Source organism: Arcticibacter sp. MXS-1 (assembly GCF_041902385.1).
GTDB lineage: Bacteria > Bacteroidota > Bacteroidia > Sphingobacteriales > Sphingobacteriaceae > Arcticibacter.
Genome location: NZ_CP169244.1, coordinates 3,676,513 through 3,692,964 on the forward strand (window position 1 = coordinate 3,676,513; position 16,452 = coordinate 3,692,964).

At 46.8% G+C, this 16,452-nt stretch carries 14 protein-coding genes; 11 read left to right on the forward strand and 3 right to left on the reverse strand.

Going from position 1 to position 16,452, the window contains the following annotated elements; translation table 11 throughout:
• The first annotated feature begins 29 nt into the window (after window positions 1-29).
• The 4 genes from ACES2C_RS15860 to ACES2C_RS15875 all read left to right on the forward strand — a co-directional run bounded on the left by ACES2C_RS15860 (window position 30) and on the right by ACES2C_RS15875 (window position 7,092).
• Window positions 30-2,768, forward strand: a complete 2,739-nt coding sequence (locus tag ACES2C_RS15860) for a sugar-binding domain-containing protein (protein ID WP_374164048.1) — start codon at window positions 30-32, stop codon at window positions 2,766-2,768.
• 324 nt (window positions 2,769-3,092) lie between these two features.
• Window positions 3,093-4,202: a Fic family protein gene (locus ACES2C_RS15865; protein WP_374164049.1), complete on the forward strand. Its 1,110-nt coding sequence runs from the start codon at window positions 3,093-3,095 to the stop codon at window positions 4,200-4,202.
• Window positions 4,203-5,016: 814 nt separating this feature from the next.
• Complete coding sequence (locus tag ACES2C_RS15870; protein WP_374164050.1) at window positions 5,017-5,991, forward strand: aldo/keto reductase; 975 nt, start codon at window positions 5,017-5,019, stop codon at window positions 5,989-5,991.
• 423 nt (window positions 5,992-6,414) lie between these two features.
• Window positions 6,415-7,092, forward strand: a complete 678-nt coding sequence (locus ACES2C_RS15875) for a TetR/AcrR family transcriptional regulator (RefSeq protein ID WP_374164051.1) — start codon at window positions 6,415-6,417, stop codon at window positions 7,090-7,092.
• Window positions 7,093-7,103: 11 nt separating this feature from the next.
• Here ACES2C_RS15875 and ACES2C_RS15880 read toward each other — a convergent pair whose 3' ends face one another.
• Complete coding sequence (locus tag ACES2C_RS15880; protein ID WP_374164052.1) at window positions 7,104-7,241, reverse strand: hypothetical protein; 138 nt, start codon at window positions 7,239-7,241, stop codon at window positions 7,104-7,106.
• A 50-nt stretch (window positions 7,242-7,291) separates the two neighbouring features.
• Here ACES2C_RS15880 and ACES2C_RS15885 point away from each other — a divergent pair, with 50 nt between their 5' ends.
• Window positions 7,292-8,266, forward strand: coding sequence for a hypothetical protein (locus ACES2C_RS15885; protein ID WP_374164053.1), 975 nt, complete (start codon window positions 7,292-7,294; stop codon window positions 8,264-8,266).
• Window positions 8,267-8,494: 228 nt separating this feature from the next.
• Here the strand turns inward: ACES2C_RS15885 and ACES2C_RS15890 are convergent, their stop codons facing one another.
• A complete protein-coding gene (locus ACES2C_RS15890; RefSeq protein WP_374164054.1) occupies window positions 8,495-9,448 on the reverse strand; it encodes a helix-turn-helix domain-containing protein in 954 nt (317 codons plus the stop codon).
• A gap of 86 nt (window positions 9,449-9,534) precedes the next feature.
• Here ACES2C_RS15890 and ACES2C_RS15895 point away from each other — a divergent pair, with 86 nt between their 5' ends.
• The 6 genes from ACES2C_RS15895 (at window position 9,535) to ACES2C_RS15920 (ending at window position 15,468) form a co-directional block, all read left to right on the forward strand.
• Entirely contained in the window at window positions 9,535-9,861 is a 327-nt protein-coding gene (locus ACES2C_RS15895) for an ATP-binding cassette domain-containing protein (protein WP_374164055.1), read from the forward strand.
• A 2-nt stretch (window positions 9,862-9,863) separates the two neighbouring features.
• Window positions 9,864-10,226, forward strand: a complete 363-nt coding sequence (locus ACES2C_RS15900; protein ID WP_374164056.1) for an ATP-binding cassette domain-containing protein — start codon at window positions 9,864-9,866, stop codon at window positions 10,224-10,226.
• A 16-nt stretch (window positions 10,227-10,242) separates the two neighbouring features.
• The gene (locus ACES2C_RS15905; RefSeq protein WP_374164057.1) at window positions 10,243-11,196 is read left to right on the forward strand and encodes an HlyD family secretion protein; all 954 of its coding nucleotides are present in this window, start codon (window positions 10,243-10,245) and stop codon (window positions 11,194-11,196) included.
• Between the two features lie 30 nt (window positions 11,197-11,226).
• Entirely contained in the window at window positions 11,227-12,333 is a 1,107-nt protein-coding gene (locus ACES2C_RS15910) for an ABC transporter permease (protein ID WP_374164058.1), read from the forward strand.
• Window positions 12,334-12,515: 182 nt separating this feature from the next.
• Entirely contained in the window at window positions 12,516-13,841 is a 1,326-nt protein-coding gene (locus ACES2C_RS15915; protein WP_374164059.1) for a TolC family protein, read from the forward strand.
• Between the two features lie 244 nt (window positions 13,842-14,085).
• Window positions 14,086-15,468: a DHA2 family efflux MFS transporter permease subunit gene (locus tag ACES2C_RS15920; RefSeq protein WP_374164060.1), complete on the forward strand. Its 1,383-nt coding sequence runs from the start codon at window positions 14,086-14,088 to the stop codon at window positions 15,466-15,468.
• Between the two features lie 569 nt (window positions 15,469-16,037).
• Here ACES2C_RS15920 and ACES2C_RS15925 read toward each other — a convergent pair.
• On the reverse strand, window positions 16,038-16,403 hold the full coding sequence (locus ACES2C_RS15925; protein WP_374164061.1) for a VOC family protein: 366 nt from the start codon (window positions 16,401-16,403) through the stop codon (window positions 16,038-16,040).
• Window positions 16,404-16,452 lie beyond the last annotated feature (49 nt).

The window sequence follows — 16,452 nt, forward strand, 5'->3', positions numbered from 1 at the left end:
CAGGAAATAAAAACGCCCTTCTATACATCATGACAAAAGCAAGCCATTTATTGTGTGCCCTAATCGCCGTTCTTCAATTTCTGCAGGTGCAGGCCCAACAGGCTGATCGCGAGATGAGCCCATCAGCGCCGCAATCTGTCTTTCTAAGGTCAGCAGGAAACGGCGGCGCAGGCTGGTACATGCAAAAGGCAGGAGAAGTGGCTTCCGGCGAAAAGGTTTCCTCTGCTGCCTATCAGCCGAAGGGCTGGCTGCCGGCCATTATCCCCGGCACGGTGTTGAACAGCCTCGTGCATAATAAGGTCTACCCTGAGCCCTATTATGGTGATGTAAACCGTCGCTCACGCAATTTGATCCCCGATCTCTATACTGCAGGAAGAGAAACGTATCACTACTGGTTCAGAACCACATTTAAGGTTCCGGCCAAATTAAACGGCGAGAAATTATGGCTCAAACTTCATGGTATTAACTACCGGGCTGCCGTTTGGATGAACGGAAAAAAGCTCGGCACCATGGCCGGGATGTTTGAACCAGGCGAGTTTGATATAACCGGCATAGCCAACAGGAAGGGCAGCAATGTGCTGGCCATCGATGTGTCGCCGGTCGACTTTCCGGGTGATGTGTACAGAAAAGACAAGAAGCGTACCGGAGCAGTCGGCGAGAACAATAACGGCGGCGACGGTGAGATCGGTAAAAATGTAAGCATGCTGATGTCTGTGGGCTGGGACTTTACGGTTCCAGACGGAGTGAGGGACAGGAATACTGGCATCTGGAGGGATGTAGAACTATACAGCACCGGCAACGTAAAGTTGCAGGATCCCTTCGTTCAGACCGTGCTGCCCCTGCCCGATACAACAACTTCTGAGCAAACGGTAACCGTCACGTTAAAGAACGCCGCCCGTACCAGGCAGAGCGGAACACTCAGCGGCACAATTTCGGGTACCAGTATCAGGCTCAGGACTCCTGTTACCCTGCAGCCCGGCGAGGTGAAAGAAGTCGTTTTTCGTCCGGAGGACTATCCGGCTCTTAAAATGAAACATCCCAAATTGTGGTGGCCCGTCAACAAGGGCAATCCGCATCTTTACACCCTGAACCTGCAGTTTACGCAGCAGGGAAAAGTCTCACACACCCTTTCAACCCGTTTCGGTGTGCGCGATATAAAGTCCGACCAGAATACGCCTGATAAATCGCGCAGGTTCATCGTGAACGGTCACCCCGTATTCATCAGGGGCACCAATTGGGTGCCTGAAGCCATGCTGCGCACATCTGCGGCAAGGACACGCACAGAACTGCGCTACACCAGGCAGGCCGGCTTTAACATGCTGCGTCTATGGGCAGGGGGAATAGCCGAGTCAGACGAGTTCTACAACGCCTGCGATGAGCTGGGCCTCCTGGTATGGAATGAGTTCTGGATCACGGGCGACACCCGTTTCCCTGCCGACACGGCCCTCTACTTCCGCAATGTAAGATCAACCGTTAAGCGTATCCGCTCGCATCCCTCCGTTGCCTACTATGTAGGTACCAACGAATCAAAAGACCTTCCGGGCACAAGAGCCGTGGTTTATGCGGCCGATTCCACCATCGGTTACCAGGAGCAGTCCGAATGCTGCGGTATCCATGATGGCAGTCCCTATAAATACGAAAATCCGATGCAGTACTTTGAAAACACCGCATCACCCAGAGGCAGCCGTGTAGACGGGTTCAATCCCGAATACGGCACCCCCTGCTTACCGCTGGCAGAATCCTTGAAGCAAATGATGCCTGAGAAAGACCTCTGGCCTATGAATGATTCAGTGTGGAATTATCTGGATGGCAACGGCTTTCACAACATGAACTCCAAATACAGAGAAGCCGTCAATCAGCTCGGGCCATCATCTTCTATCGAGGAGTATGCAAGCAAGGCGCAGGTAGTAGGCGCTCTGAACTACCGGGCTATCTGCGAAGTATGGAACGCCAATAAGTTTGGTTTCGGCGACCGGTTCGCCTCGGGCTTTTTATTCTGGTATCACAACAGTCCCCTGCCTCAGGTGGCAAGCCGGATGTACGACTGGTACCTGCGTCCAACTGCCGCACTTTATTATGCCCAGAACGGCCTGGCCCCCCTGCATCCCCAGTTCGATTATTACAAGAATACCGTTTCCGTTTACAACGATTACCGCAGGAGTTTCGCCGACTATAAGCTGGAAGCTAGTGTGTACGACTTCAATTCGAAGCTGGTGAGTACGCAAAGCAAAAAAGTGGACATTCCGGCAGATGGCCTGGTGAAAGATGCGCTCCGTCTGGCTTTTAACGATTCACTTACCCAGGTGCATTTCATCAAACTGGTTTTGACCTCTTCCTCAGGAGAAAAAGCCGCGGAAGCCTTTTACTGGCGCTCCAAAGACGCCTATAAAGGCGCCTGGACGATGACCGGTCCTGCCGTGTCGGGCTTCTCTGATATCAGTAAACTCCCCAGGTCTGTCCTCACGGGCCGTGTAACAACCACCGAGCAGAAGGGAAATGTGCTGGCGACTGTGAGGTTGAAAAACCCCTCAGGTAAGATTTCCTTTGCTACCCAGGTCAGGCTGGAGGATCGGAAAGGAGCGGTGTTGCCGTCCACCTTTTACTCAGATAATTTCTTTTCACTGCTGCCAGGCGAGGAGCGTACTATTACTATAGAAGCGTCAAAAGCGATATGGCAGAAGTCAGCAAAAATAGCTGCTGTGGCATTAAACAGCGAAGAGATCACGCTGAAAGATATGGATGGGCCGGGTTCTGATATCGGGCGATGACCGAGTGAGAGTGTTCCAGCAAGACTGCAGTATTAAGATTAGATAGGGATAACTCGCCTGAAATCAGGAAGTGATGGCGCCGACAAGCCCTCTCGTGAGCATTCTGATCGAAGTGCTTATGCTGCCAACTTAAAATTTCAACAGAAAAAGATTGTCAGGTAGCAAAGGATTGTCCTTTTCGGGATGATGCAGAACCATTGGATGGCTACTTTCGATTGCAAACGACACCATGTTTTGCAAAGATTGATTAATGAGCCGAATAAAAAGCTTTAATCGGCTCAATTTATTTTTAAATTTGAGCCAATTAACAAATCTAATCAGCTCATGACGTATAACTGGCAATTACAGGGATGGCCTGATTTTACCTACGACGTAACTGCCTTGCAGCCCTCTATTCTTGCATTTGCGCAGGAAACAGGAGAGGTGAATGGCCTTATCCAGGGCTTGCCAGACACGCTCAAGCAGGAGACGTTGCTCCAGCTCATGCTTTCGGAAGCAGTGAAAACCTCCGAAATCGAGGGAGAGTATTTAAGTCGCGAGGACGTGATGTCTTCTATCCGGAACAATTTGGGGTTAAACGATATGCCTGTTTATGTAAAAGATCAGCGGGCATCGGGTGTGGCTCAGTTGCTGGTGGAAGTAAGGAAAGATTTTCAGGAACCGCTGACACTGGATATGCTAAAGGCCTGGCACCGATTACTTTTTGCCGCCACTATAAGTCGTGTCAATGCAGGCGCGTGGCGGCAGGATGACGCTCCCATGCAAGTGATTTCGGGTGCTTATGGGCGGGAAATCGTTCATTACGAAGCCCCGCCATCCACGCAGGTACCGCAGGAAATGGAGCGCTTTGTCAGCTGGTACAATTCCGCAACCTTCCCACTACAGGGCCAGGTACCCGAGGCCGTACTGAAGTCGGCAGTCGCCCACCTGTATTTCGAATCGATCCATCCATTTGAAGACGGTAACGGACGGATTGGACGGGCGATCGCAGAGAAAGCACTATCACAATCGCTTGGGCGCCCCATCATGCTAAGTCTTTCCAAAACCATCGAAGCCAATAGGAACGCCTATTACGATGCATTGAAGGAAGCACAACGTACGCTGGACATCACTGCATGGATGGTCTATTTTGTTAATCTGGTTTTAGCTGCACAACGTGATGCCAAAACCATGGTCCTGTTTACGTTAAAGAAAGCGCAGTTTTATGACCGTTATAAAGACCGGATTGACGAACGACAATGGAAAGCGGTTAATAAGATGCTGGACACGGGAGCAGAAGGTTTCGAAGGCGGGATGACAGCGAAAAAATACATGAGCATTACCAGGGTTTCAAAAGCTACCGTCACACGCGACTTGCAGCAATTGCACCAATTGGGGGTATTGGTGCAGGAAGGAGCAGGGCGTTCTGTGCGGTATCAATTGAACCTGTTATAATTATTCAGGTCCCGTTTGTAAAACTTTACCTGGACGCTTGCAGGTCTGCTGTATCAAGTGTAAGGCTGCCATTTTGAAAAAACCGATCAAGAATCTGCTACATTAATTTGAGCAAAGATTAGATTGAACGCAAAAAAAGGCGGTGATAAGATCGACCTTTTCAAAAGATCAATCCTTCTTGTGATTAAGCATATAAGCAAAAGTTAGATCCTTACGATTAATCTGGTTAACTCCGTGCCATTGGAAGAATGTCGTTTCCTCATTGTAAGTTAATTGAGCTTCGTCAATATTCGTCAGGCTACTTAAGTATGCTTTCAGAACCGGAATTGAAATTTCGGTTTCAGGAACTTTAATTGGTTCAGGACCTTCTTTTTTTCCTTTTTACAACTGGTCACTGCCAGCATCACGATTGCCAGGCATACGAGCAGGTATGTCTTAAGATTTAGTTTTGATATCATTAATTGAGTGATTAATTCAGGCAATGTACAAGCTTTCCTGACCATTACAATAACTTTTTGAAGATTTTTCCCGGTGCGTGAAGTAGATGCGATGGGTATCGATATCTCGCGACGAGTTTTAGTGAGGCTCATTTCAGAAGCACAGGCAGCGGTTAACTTTCCGGCAGATTTGGATTTCATGCCCATCGCCTAAAGCTTTGTTGTAGCTAATCTTTGCCATCAGATAAATCGTAAGGGGCCCCCACAATACAATTCGACTACAACAAATACCAATCTGACTACTTTTCACGGAATGCTCATTGTCAATTTTGCATCTGAGATATAAGTCGGATTTAGAAACAATTAAAAAAAGAAGGATGCAAAAGAGAAAATTAGGAAATAGCGGATTAGAAGTTTCCGCGTTAGGCTTTGGCTGCATGGGTTTAAACTTTTTGGACGGTAAGGGTCTTGATAAAAAAGAGGCCATAACACTATTGCGCGACGCAGTTGAACGGGGCGTCACATTCTTCGATACAGCAGAAGCGTACGGCCCTTATACCAATGAAGAACTTGTTGGCGAAGGGTTACAGCCTTACAGGAAAGACGTCGTTATAGCAACAAAATTTGGTTGTAAAGATGCCCGGCCAACAACAGGTTTAGACAGCAGGCCCGAAACGATCAGAGCAGTAACCGAAGCGTCTTTAAAAAGATTAAAAACAGATTATATTGATCTGCTCTATCAGCACAGAGTTGACCCCAATGTTCCGATAGAGGATGTTGCAGGAACGGTAAAAGACCTGATACAAGAGGGTAAGGTGAAATATTTTGGTTTATCGGAAGCAAGTGCAAAAACTATTCGCAAGGCACATTTGATCCAACCTGTATCGGCATTGCAAAGCGAATACTCTTTGTTTTGGCGTGAACCGGAAAATGAGATCATACCCACATTAGAGGAGTTAGAAATCGGCTTCGTTCCGTTCAGTCCCTTGGGCAAAGGCTTCCTCACAGGTGCCATAAGTTCAAAACTAGCGGATGCCGACCGCAGAAATATCCTTCCACGGTTCAGCGAAGAGAATATCAAAGCCAATTTCGTTCTGGTGGACGCACTTACCGAGATTGCCAAACAAAAAAATGTGACAACCGGACAATTAGCATTGGCCTGGATCTTAGCTCAAAAACCCTGGATAGCCCCCATACCGGGGACGACAAAATTGCATCGTTTAGAGGAAAACATTGCCAGTACAACTATTGTACTAACAGCAGATGAACTTGCACTGATCAACGCAACTGTGGATGGGATCACCCTTGTGGGCTTAGACCAGTGTGGGGATAATCATTTACCTTGCACATAATCAAGGAATATGGATGGTTTCCAGTTATGTAAAATCACCAAAGCAGCTTTAGCTCGAGTACGGCTCATCGTCGTGTCTTTCTGCGGGGATGAGCGCTGAACATAAACCGTGCAGGTCTTATCTGCATTGAAGTTGTAACTCGAGGGGCCCTGAACCGGGGTTTGGGGATCGTCTTTGACTACGTTCCATAATCCTGGTAGATGATCGATCTTGATGTCGTCATCCTTGGATCATGAAGCGAAGTATACAGCGATAGAAAATAGAAATGCGGCCTTGATAAGGTTTATAATGCCCTGTTTTTTAGTGTACATAGCGAGAAGAATATTTCATAGGCAAAGGAAATATTTTGTAACGTAAGAAACAAGTATATATCTCATTATTGTGATTTATTATCTTTGACCTTGTGTTAAAAAAGATCCTTTTATGAGAAAGACCAGGGTGCCGGTAAGCGAGCCTCAGAAAAAAGCTAGGAAAACCACCTCGGGGCCCGTTAGAGATAAGGCCAGGACAATGGAGAGGCTCATCACATCGGTTGGAAAGGTGATCGGGAAATGCGGCTATCCGGGCTTGACAATAGCTAATATTGCCAATGAATCTGGTCTGGACAGAAGACTGATCTACACTTACTTCGGAACTCTTGACAACCTCGTTGAAGCTTACCTCTTAAGAAAGGACTATTGGAACGCCGGCGCGAAGAAAACTGTTATGGACTTGCTCGAAAGTCCGCAGGATATCGGGGGTGATGAGATCAATTCTTTGCTTACCGGGCAGTTTGAAACGATGCTGAAAGACAAAGCCTGGCAAAAGATCATACATTGGGAAATTGGTGAAAAGAATAAGATCCTTCGCCGGCTATCGGACAGCCGGGAGGAACTGGGAGAGCTGCTTTTTCAGCAAATTGAACAGTATTTTGATCGGGACTCTGTGGACATAAGGGCGGTTATGGCGTTACAGATTGCCGGTATTTATTATTTGGCCCTCCATGCTAAATCAAATGGAAGTACATTCTGTGGTATTGACATCAATCAGGAGGATGGCAAAGAGCGGATTAAACGTGCTCTGGAAAGTATCACAAAAGGTGCTTTTAAGAAGGTTAAATAAAGGCTTTTCAATCAGCTCACCTTACTATACTGCTTTGGTTTAACGCCGATCACTTCTTCAAAAACTTTAGCGAAATGGCCCAGGTTGGAGAAGCCAACTGTTTTGTGAATGTCCACCACAAATAAGTTCCCAAGTGTGACCAGCATCATTTTAAAAACCGGGCGAAGCTTTTTAGCTTTGGTTATCACCTGAAATAACCATGTCACTACAGGCATCCAAAGAAGCCGTTGACGACCCCCTGTGGAAGTCGGTACTCGAGCAAACGTTTGTACATTTCCTCACTTTCTTTTTTCCAGAAGCCGATAAAATATTCGATTTAAGTAAGAAATTCGTCTATCTCGATAAGGAGCTACAGAGCATGTTTCCGCCCAAGCCCCATAACAAAGGAGTACGTTATGTCGATAAATTAGTGCGGGTACCGCTCAGGGGAGGAGGAGAGAAATATGTGTTAATCCACATAGAGGCGCAGTCCGCGAAAGGCAAGGGCGACCTGGCACACCGGATGTTTGAATATTATTCCAGGATCGTAAGCAAACATAAAGTGCCGGTTACCGCCATCGTTATCCTGGCAGATAACGATGCGAAGTACCATCCCCGGATTTATGAGCAGGAATTTCTTGGAACCTGCCTGCGGTATGAGTTTAACAGCTATAAAGTCCTCGGCCAGGATGAAGCCGCTTTAAGAAGCAATCCCAATCCATTTGCCGTAGTGGTATTAACAGCGTTGATGGCAATCCTGCATGCCGGAGCAGGTGACAGCCAGTTGCTTGACATTAAGCATGATCTTTATGATCAGATGATGCAGCGCAAAATGGACAGGAAAGAACGGCGTGCCGTTTATGATTTTCTGGCATATTATGTGCGGTTTGAAAAAATAGAAATGATTCGTAAATTTGAAGAACAAGTTAAAGAAAAACAAGGAAGGAGTACCACTGTGGGAACCAGAGAATATTTACTGGATAAAGCAAAAAGAGAAGGTCTTGAAAAGGGCCTGGCCCAAGGTCTTGAAAAAGGCCTTGAAAAAGGTCTCGAAAAAGGAGTTGAAAGTAAAAGCTATGAGTTTGTTAATAACCTTTTGAAACAGACTGATTTTGAAGACAGCAGGATTTCAGTTCTTGCCGGAGTCCCTATTGACTTTGTACGTAAAGTACGCGAGGCCTCAGGAAAAAAGTAAGAAGGATTATAATCAAAATTTCCCATTCAAGATATTTAAGCCGCCACTGAGCGGCTTTTGTTTTTTTACAGCCCCGTCAACTCTTTCAACCATAGCACCATGAAAATTGCCGATTTTAATAGGCGGTTGTGTACTAAATAGTATTTTTATAGCAGATATAAACCTTCATCGGATGGTGACCCCTGATGAATGCAGGATGGCCTTCAAAAAAGTCAACACTGCCTTTGTTTATCCCACCTTACTATACTGCTTCGGCTTAACGCCGATCACTTCTTCGAAAACTTTAGCGAAATGGCCCAGGTTGGAGAAGCCAAGCTGATAGCCGACTTCTGATACAGACAGCCGTTCTTCTTTGAGCAGGCGGGCTGCTTCCTGCATTCTGAAGTTCTGGAAGTACTGAAAGATGCTTTTGCCAAACACCTGATTGAATAATCTCTTCAGCTTGGATTCGCTCATGCCTGAAAAGCTGGATAGCTCGGCGATGGAAGGGGCTTGCTCCAGGTTTTCTAACAGCCGTTCTTTTACCTGATACAGCATCTTGATGTCGGCAATATTTAAACCATATACTTTCTTATCGTGCCGGCTCACGAGGGCAATCAGTAACTGGCAGATGAGTTCCTGCGTTTTTAGCTTGTAGTAGAAATCGCGGAGCAGCACGGGCACGTTAGCTGTGACGATCTCGTCGACAACTTTCAGCAGGGGAGCCACCACAATCTCTTCAAACAACAGCGGCTGCTCGTTTTCTAAGATGGTGTTCACCAGGGGATGATCGATATGCGTGCCAATGAGTTCGCGCAGGTATCCGGCATCAATGACCATCGCAATGGAATTCTGGACGGTGTTTTTGGGTACAAAGAGCTCGGCATTCAATCCTTGCGTGGTGATCTGTACCGAGGGCTGTACTTTGGTACCGGCTGGTATCTTGCCTGTATTGATAATATGCTGGAAGTTGAAGATGAGCATATTTGACGGCTGATTTTTGCGGCTGATGGCAAAGTCCTGATGTAATTCGTAGTTGCGGATCATCATCCGTAAGCGGTTATCGAACGTGAAGCCCTGAATGTATCCTACTCCAAACTTTTCGGGCACTTCCACTCTTCCGTTTTCGACTGTGCTGCCTACTTCGCGTGCGAAAGCTGCGAGCATCCCCAATCCGTCTTTTGATTTCAGTTCAATTTTCATAATGACCGTTTACGAGTATTATTAGGCCAAAGTACGCTATTTTGACTCATTGTTGCGCAATAGTTTTGTATCATAATAGATAAGAGATGATAGCGCAATTACTAAATGCAAGTAAAGTGTACGATTCGCCGACAGGAAAGATGACTGTGCTTGACGACTGCACCCTCTCGATCAATGAGGGGGAACTGTTATTGATCATTGGTCCTTCGGGTTCGGGGAAAACAACCTTGCTTTCTTTATTGGGCTGCCTGATCAACCCCACAGAAGGCATTTTAGAAATAGACGGTAAAACAACTAATACCTTGTCGGCTGTGGAAATGGCGGCCATTCGTTTGAAAACCATCGGCTTTGTGTTTCAGCAGTTCAATCTGCTGGCCCCCTTACTGCCGAAGGGAATATTGCGTTTCCCTTAAAGATGCTCGGCTTAAAGTCGTCAGAAATTAAAAAGCGTACCACTGAGGCGCTTGAAAAGGTGAATATGCTGGACCATCGCAAAAAGCTTCCCCGGCAGTTATCGGGCGGGCAGCAGCAGCGTATTGCCATTGCCCGGGCTCTGGTAACCGACCCTAAAATTATTCTGTGTGACGAGCCGACTGCCTCGCTCGACAAAGACAGCATTTACATCGTGATGGAGGAGCTGAAGCAGCTTGCCAAAAGTGGTAAAGCGGTGGCGGTAGTGACGCACGACCCCAGGCTGGCTTCTTATGCCGACCGGGCAATTGAAATTAATAACGGTAAAATATCGGTGGTTCAGGCTGCCGATGCAATGGAACATTAATAATTAAGATTTAGCGATGAAAACTAAAATGAGGATAGCCTTTTCAGGGATCATGATGATGCTGGCGCTGGTTTCCTGTTCTGATGAGAATAAAAAGGATGATACGGTAAGTAAAAAAGATACTGCCGGGAAGAAGGCAAACATCCAGATGGTAGTGGGGATTGCCAGGATAGAGCCTGAAAAAGGCTTGCTGAACATCTATGCGAACGCCAACGGGCGTATTTCTAAGATTGCGGCTTCGGAAAATGAGTCGGTGAGCAAAGGAAGTGACTTGGCTTTGCTGGATAACCAGACGGATCAGGCTTTACTTTCCATTGAGCAAAGCAAGGCTCCGGCACAACGGGCAGCTATTTTGTCGGCTCAGCAAAACGCGAAAGCTATGCTTAGCGACTTGCAGAAGGCGCAAAAGGATGCGGCTTTAAATGAGCAGTTATTCAACAGCAAGGCGATCACCGAGCAGGCTCTTAACGATAGCCGGGCGAAAGTGACCCGTCTGCAATATGATTATCAGAAACTGATAGCCGACATCGGCCAGCAGAAAAGCATGGTGCAGGAGATTGATGCGAATATTAAATACAGGAAAGCAATCTTGTCTGACCGGCAAATAAAATCGGCTTATCCGGGAACGGTATTGCAATGGGACGTTCACCCGGGTGATTATGTAACGCCCGGACAAAAGCTTGGGCAGTTTGCTCCTGATGGTCCCCTGATGGCAGTAACGGAAGTGGATGAGCTTTTCGCCGATAAGGTGGAGAAGGGAATGAAGGCGGACATCTTCTCGCAGATGAACGGGCAGAAAATAGGCAGCGGTACCGTGACTTATATCGCCGGATTTCTGAAGAAGAAGTCGCTCTTCTCGGATGAGAACAGTGTGGAAGACCGGCGCGTGCGGGAAGTGAAAGTACTGCTTAACACGGATGCAAGGGTGAATATCAATAATAAAGTGGATTGTAAGATCTACCTCAAATAAAGGCTTATGTGGAACACAGCATTGCGTTTTATGTCATACGACAAAGCCAAGCTCATCGGGATCTTGTGCGGTATCGTGATCTCCATTTTCCTGATTGGCGCCCAGCTTGGCATCCTGAATAATATCCTCGATATGAGTCTGGGGATTGTAAAAGGTAACAAGGAGTATATCTATGCGGTCGACAAAAAGAGTACTTCGTCTACTTCGCTGGTGAATGTCGACAATCGGGTAGGCAATGAACTGCAATCTATTCCTGGTGTCGCGAAAGTGTACCCGGTAGTTGTAGCAGGAGGGACCACCAAGTTTAAGTCGGGCGGTACAGCGATGGCGCAGGTGATCGGGGTTCAGTATCCTGAGATGGCAGGTGCTCCGGCTTTCTATACGCATGAAACTGATTTGAACAACCTGCAGAATGAGGGGGCTGTCATTATTGATGCGGGCGACGTGGAGAATATGGAAAACATCAAAATGGGCGAGCATTTCAAGCTGAATGACAAGCGGGTATTTGTGAGCGGGATGTCGGTCAATAATGCGGGACTGGGGCAATACAATATCATCACGACGGTGGAAAGGGCACGGCAGCTTACTGGTTTTGGCGCGAATAGCGTGAGCGCTTTTCTGATCAAAAGCTCGTCGGCCGACACTAACGCGATCAGGAAAGTGGTGAATGAGATCAACCGGACCATTCCTTCGGTGAAGGCTTATACGGGTGAGGATTTTTCGGAGTATTCGATTGAGTATGTAAAGACGGCCAGTGGCATTGTGGCTAATTTTTACCTGATGATCGGCTTCTCGCTGCTTACCGGAATTATCATTGTGGGATTAACGATGTTTTCCTCAGTTAACGATCATATCCGCGACTATGGAACCATCAAAGCGATTGGGGGAAGCAACTTCCTGATTGCAAAGCTGATCGTGAGACAGGCCCTGATTTATGCTGCAATGGGCTTCCTGGCCTCCCTGGGATTGCTCTACGGTTTGCAGGCGGCAATGGCGGCTGTTAATCAGGTGATCATCTATTCGCCGGCTTTGCTGCTCGGGCTGTTCCTTGTGACGCTTGCCATCAGCCTGATCGGGAATGTCTTCTCTATGCGGAAGATATTCAAACTGGAACCGGTACAAATATTCAGAATGTAAATGAGGTAACAGGTGAAATGAGCCGATGATCCCTTGCTTATGGAGGCAGGATTAAGCTGGCGTGTTCCATCTGGCTGGAAGAAAGGCATTTATGAGCTATGCTCTCAAACAGAATTGAATTTGCATAAATGTTCTTTCTGGTCTCAATCATACAAATAGACTTTCAGAAATAATTATCAGAAATGAAGAAGTTACTCTTTATACTAATGGGGATACTGATGGCGGTAAGCGCTCATTCGCAGACTTTGCCGCCGAAGCAATTGGCGCTGGTGCAGGCCATGCAGACAGCTATTCAAAGACGTTACGACGTGAAGGCGAATAAACTGGATGTAGATCTGGCTTCGAATAAGATTTCGAAATCAAGGAACGAATGGCTGCCGACGCTTAAAGCGGACGGAGAGGTACGCTACAATGCTCAACTGCAAACCATGATTTTAGATGGCTTTGGGAGCAGCGGGGGCAAGGAGCGAATTGAAGTTGGAACCACCAATTTTACTACGCTGAGTATGGACCTTTCGCAAAATATCTTTAAACCGGGTTTAAAGGCGGATATCGACATCGCGAAAGCGGAGAAGAAAGCGGAACAGGAAAAGACAGCAGAAAAGGAAAACACCATCAGGATGCAGGTGGCGGAGGCCTATCTCAATGTGATACTGAAACAGCAGCAATTGCTGCTGGCGAAAGAGAATACGCAGCGCTACAGGGAATACCTGAACGTTTCTTCGGAAAGAAAGCGTTTGGGGACCATCCTGGAGACTGACTTATTGAAAGCGCAAACGGACCTCGAGAATGCAAAGCTGACGGAAAAGGAAAGCGCACAGAATTATGAGCTGGCAATGAAAGCGCTGAAGTATCAGATGAACGTGAATGATGAGACACCGCTGGCACTGACAGACTCGCTGCAATCTTTAATGAGTACTCATCAGCTGTCTGAATATCACGCTAATATGGAGGAACGGCCGGAACTGAAGCAGCTTGCTTTTATGAAGGAAGCGAATGACCTGAAGGTCAGAAAGGAAAACTATAAATGGGCACCCACCTTATCGTTAACGGGTAATTATACCACCCTTTATCAGGCGGCCGACTTTAAGTATATCAGCTCGATGTGGACTCCGTACAACTACATCGGACTTAAAGCCAGTTTGCCTATTACCGAGCTGTTTACAAGGAGCGTCAATAAAAAGGAATTTCGGATTAAGGCCTCGCAGCTTGACATGCAGTATCAGCAAAAGCAGCAGGATCTGAATTACGAAGTGGACAAGAACCAAACGGAGTTAAGGAATACTACCGGAAATGTTCAGTCGGCCGGAAACAGTTTGACCTTATCGCGAAGCATGCAACAAAATCAGCTGAATAATTATAAGCTCGGCACCATTACCTACAGCTCGGTTCTGGATGCGGAAGCGACGATCAATACGGCGGAGCAGAATTATGTAAAAGCGGTTTACAACTATCTACTGGCTTACTACAACTTCGAAAAGCTAAACGGGTTTGCGGGTTCAAAATAGAGTTGTCACTGCCTGGCTGATGCTTGTATTTATTTGAAAAGTGGCTTTCATAAACGCAGACCGATCCGGGCTAACGATCACGAGGGAGATAAAAATACTTTCGAGCCGCGCACGCAAACGGAGGACGAAAGGCTATTGGGGAGTTCCTTTTGACTTTCAAACTTAGCGAAGCGAATTCATTGAGGCGTGTAAGAAAATCAATCCTCTCAATAACAAGCAGACTTCACAGAAACAGAAAATAGATATGAAAGAGAATATTCGATTATGGAGCATTTTGGTGGTGGTAATGGTTGCAGACATGCTCGATATGCTGGATTCTACCATTACCAATATTGCCGCGCCAATGATTTCTAAAACACTTGGCGGGGGACAGGAGCTGATGCAATGGCTGGGTGCCGGTTATGCCTTAGCGATGGGCGTGTTGCTGGTGGTAGGAGGCAGGCTGGGGGATAAATACGGGCAGCGCAAACTGTTCCTCACTGGTATGGGAGGCTTTACGCTGGCTTCGCTTGCTTGCGGAGTTGCCGTGTCGCCGGAGATGATTATCGTGGCTAGGCTGGTTCAGGGTGCTTTTGGTGCTTTGCTGATTCCGCAGGGTATGGCCATCATGGCGGCTCATTTCCCCAGGGAGATGATGACGAAAGCGTTTTCGGTTTTTGGTCCGGTTTTAAGTATCGCCACTATTTGCGGGCCTATCCTTGCCGGCTTTTTGATTCGCGCTGATATTTTTCATAGTGGATGGCGTGCTATTTTTCTGATCAACATTGTAATCGGCACATTGGGCTTTATTGCGGCTTATAAGATCCTTCCAAAAGATGAGGGTAATAAAACGGTGACCATTGATGGCATCGGTTCGGTTTTATTGGGGGGAATGATGCTTTCTTTACTTTATGGCATCATTGAAGGTTCGGCTGACAACTGGCAGAGCAGGTCGGTCATGATTATCATGGCAGGGATCGTGTTGCTGCTGCTTTTTATCTGGAGACAGATTAAAGCGGTGAACCCCATCATCAAACCTACTTTGTTCAAAAACAGGGGATTTTCTGCCGGTTTGTTCCTTGGGTTTTTCTTCTTCGGCGTAGTGGCGGGCCTTGCGTATCTTATTTCGCTCTTCCTGCAATTGGGACTGGGGTCTACGCCGTTCGGTGCATCCATGCAAATGGTTCCGCTATCGATTGGTATCATCGTATCATCTATTTTAACCCCGCCACTCATTGAGAAGATCGGGCGAAATATCATTGGGATCGGGCTGGTAATCACTTTAATTGGCCTTGGCATTATGTTTTACCAGCTGACCCTGGCTGTGGGGAATCCCTGGGCATTTGCTCCTGCCATCTTTCTGATGGGCGGCGGAATGGGCTTCTGTTTCGGAACGCTGTTCGACTTTACCATTGGCGATATCGATCCGGAAGAAGCAGGTAGTGCCAGTGGTTCACTGAGTGCAGTGCAACAGCTTTCGGGCAGTATCGGGGCAGCGGTCATTACTTCTGTTTTCTTTATCGCACAGCGTTCTGCTTCCGTTAACACAGCAATGGAGCGAAGCTTCATCGTAATTGTGGCTGCTATCGCCCTGTGCCTTGCCCTGGTGCGTTTACTTCCGGTTAAAACCGGGAATGCAGGGCATTAGATTCTTTCGTGTTGTCGCTCGTCGTTTCTGGACACTGTTGAACGGCTCCTGCTGTTTAACTTGTGGATCTAATCGTGATTTATTTTTGGATGTTCAAAATGAACCTGCTTCGGAAAGATTTTGACCGGCTAAATGTTGATGAGATCTCTGCGATGAAAGGATGTTATAAGGGTAATTCTTCATTGCCGGAGCGTGTATTCCGCGTTTTAACAATAAAAGGAGGCGTAGCTCGCTTTTGAAGCCATTGAAAAGCATCGATAAAAAGGGCTTACACAATCGAGTTTGTTTAAGCCCTTTCCTTGCGGCATTACCGTGTTTATTTTATCCAGGCGAATGGACGATTCACAGAGGGATTATTCGCATTTTTTTGTCTTTTTATTTCCCAGATCCCTTAAGCAGACTTTTTCAGCAGGCTCTCACTTCTGAAACGGCTTCTGGATCTTCCATTTTTCGCTATATAAAACAAATCTATGAAGCAAAGAGGCCTTCTGCATTTGCTTGAAACAATATTGGAGACAGCATCTTTTCAGTTGTACGAATTTGACTAAACGAAGGTCTTTTCATAGCCCTTAAGACGGCATGACGCTTATCTCGATCATGATGTTCTCGAAATGGCAGTAGAACCCAAATGTGTTTCTTAGCTTTTGCGGAGCGCTTCCCAAGTTGACTTCCTGGTCTTTAAGCTTGTTGTATACTCTTAAAACTGCTTCTTGATCCGGCTGATAAAAGCCGATATGAAAGTTTTCGGGGTAACTAACGGTATCTGTTTTATTGAGTTTAGACGACCAGAAGATTAAAACAAAATTAGCTTCATTGGTGCAGACAGCAAGGGCGTCTTTCCTGTTTTCGATGCATTTGAAACCGAAGCATTTCTCAAATAAAGCCACTGCCTTAGGCACACTTGCGACCACCAGGTTGATGTGATTTAATATCATTGTCTGTATATTTTAGTAATGCCAAAACTACTGCGGCGCCGCAGCAGTA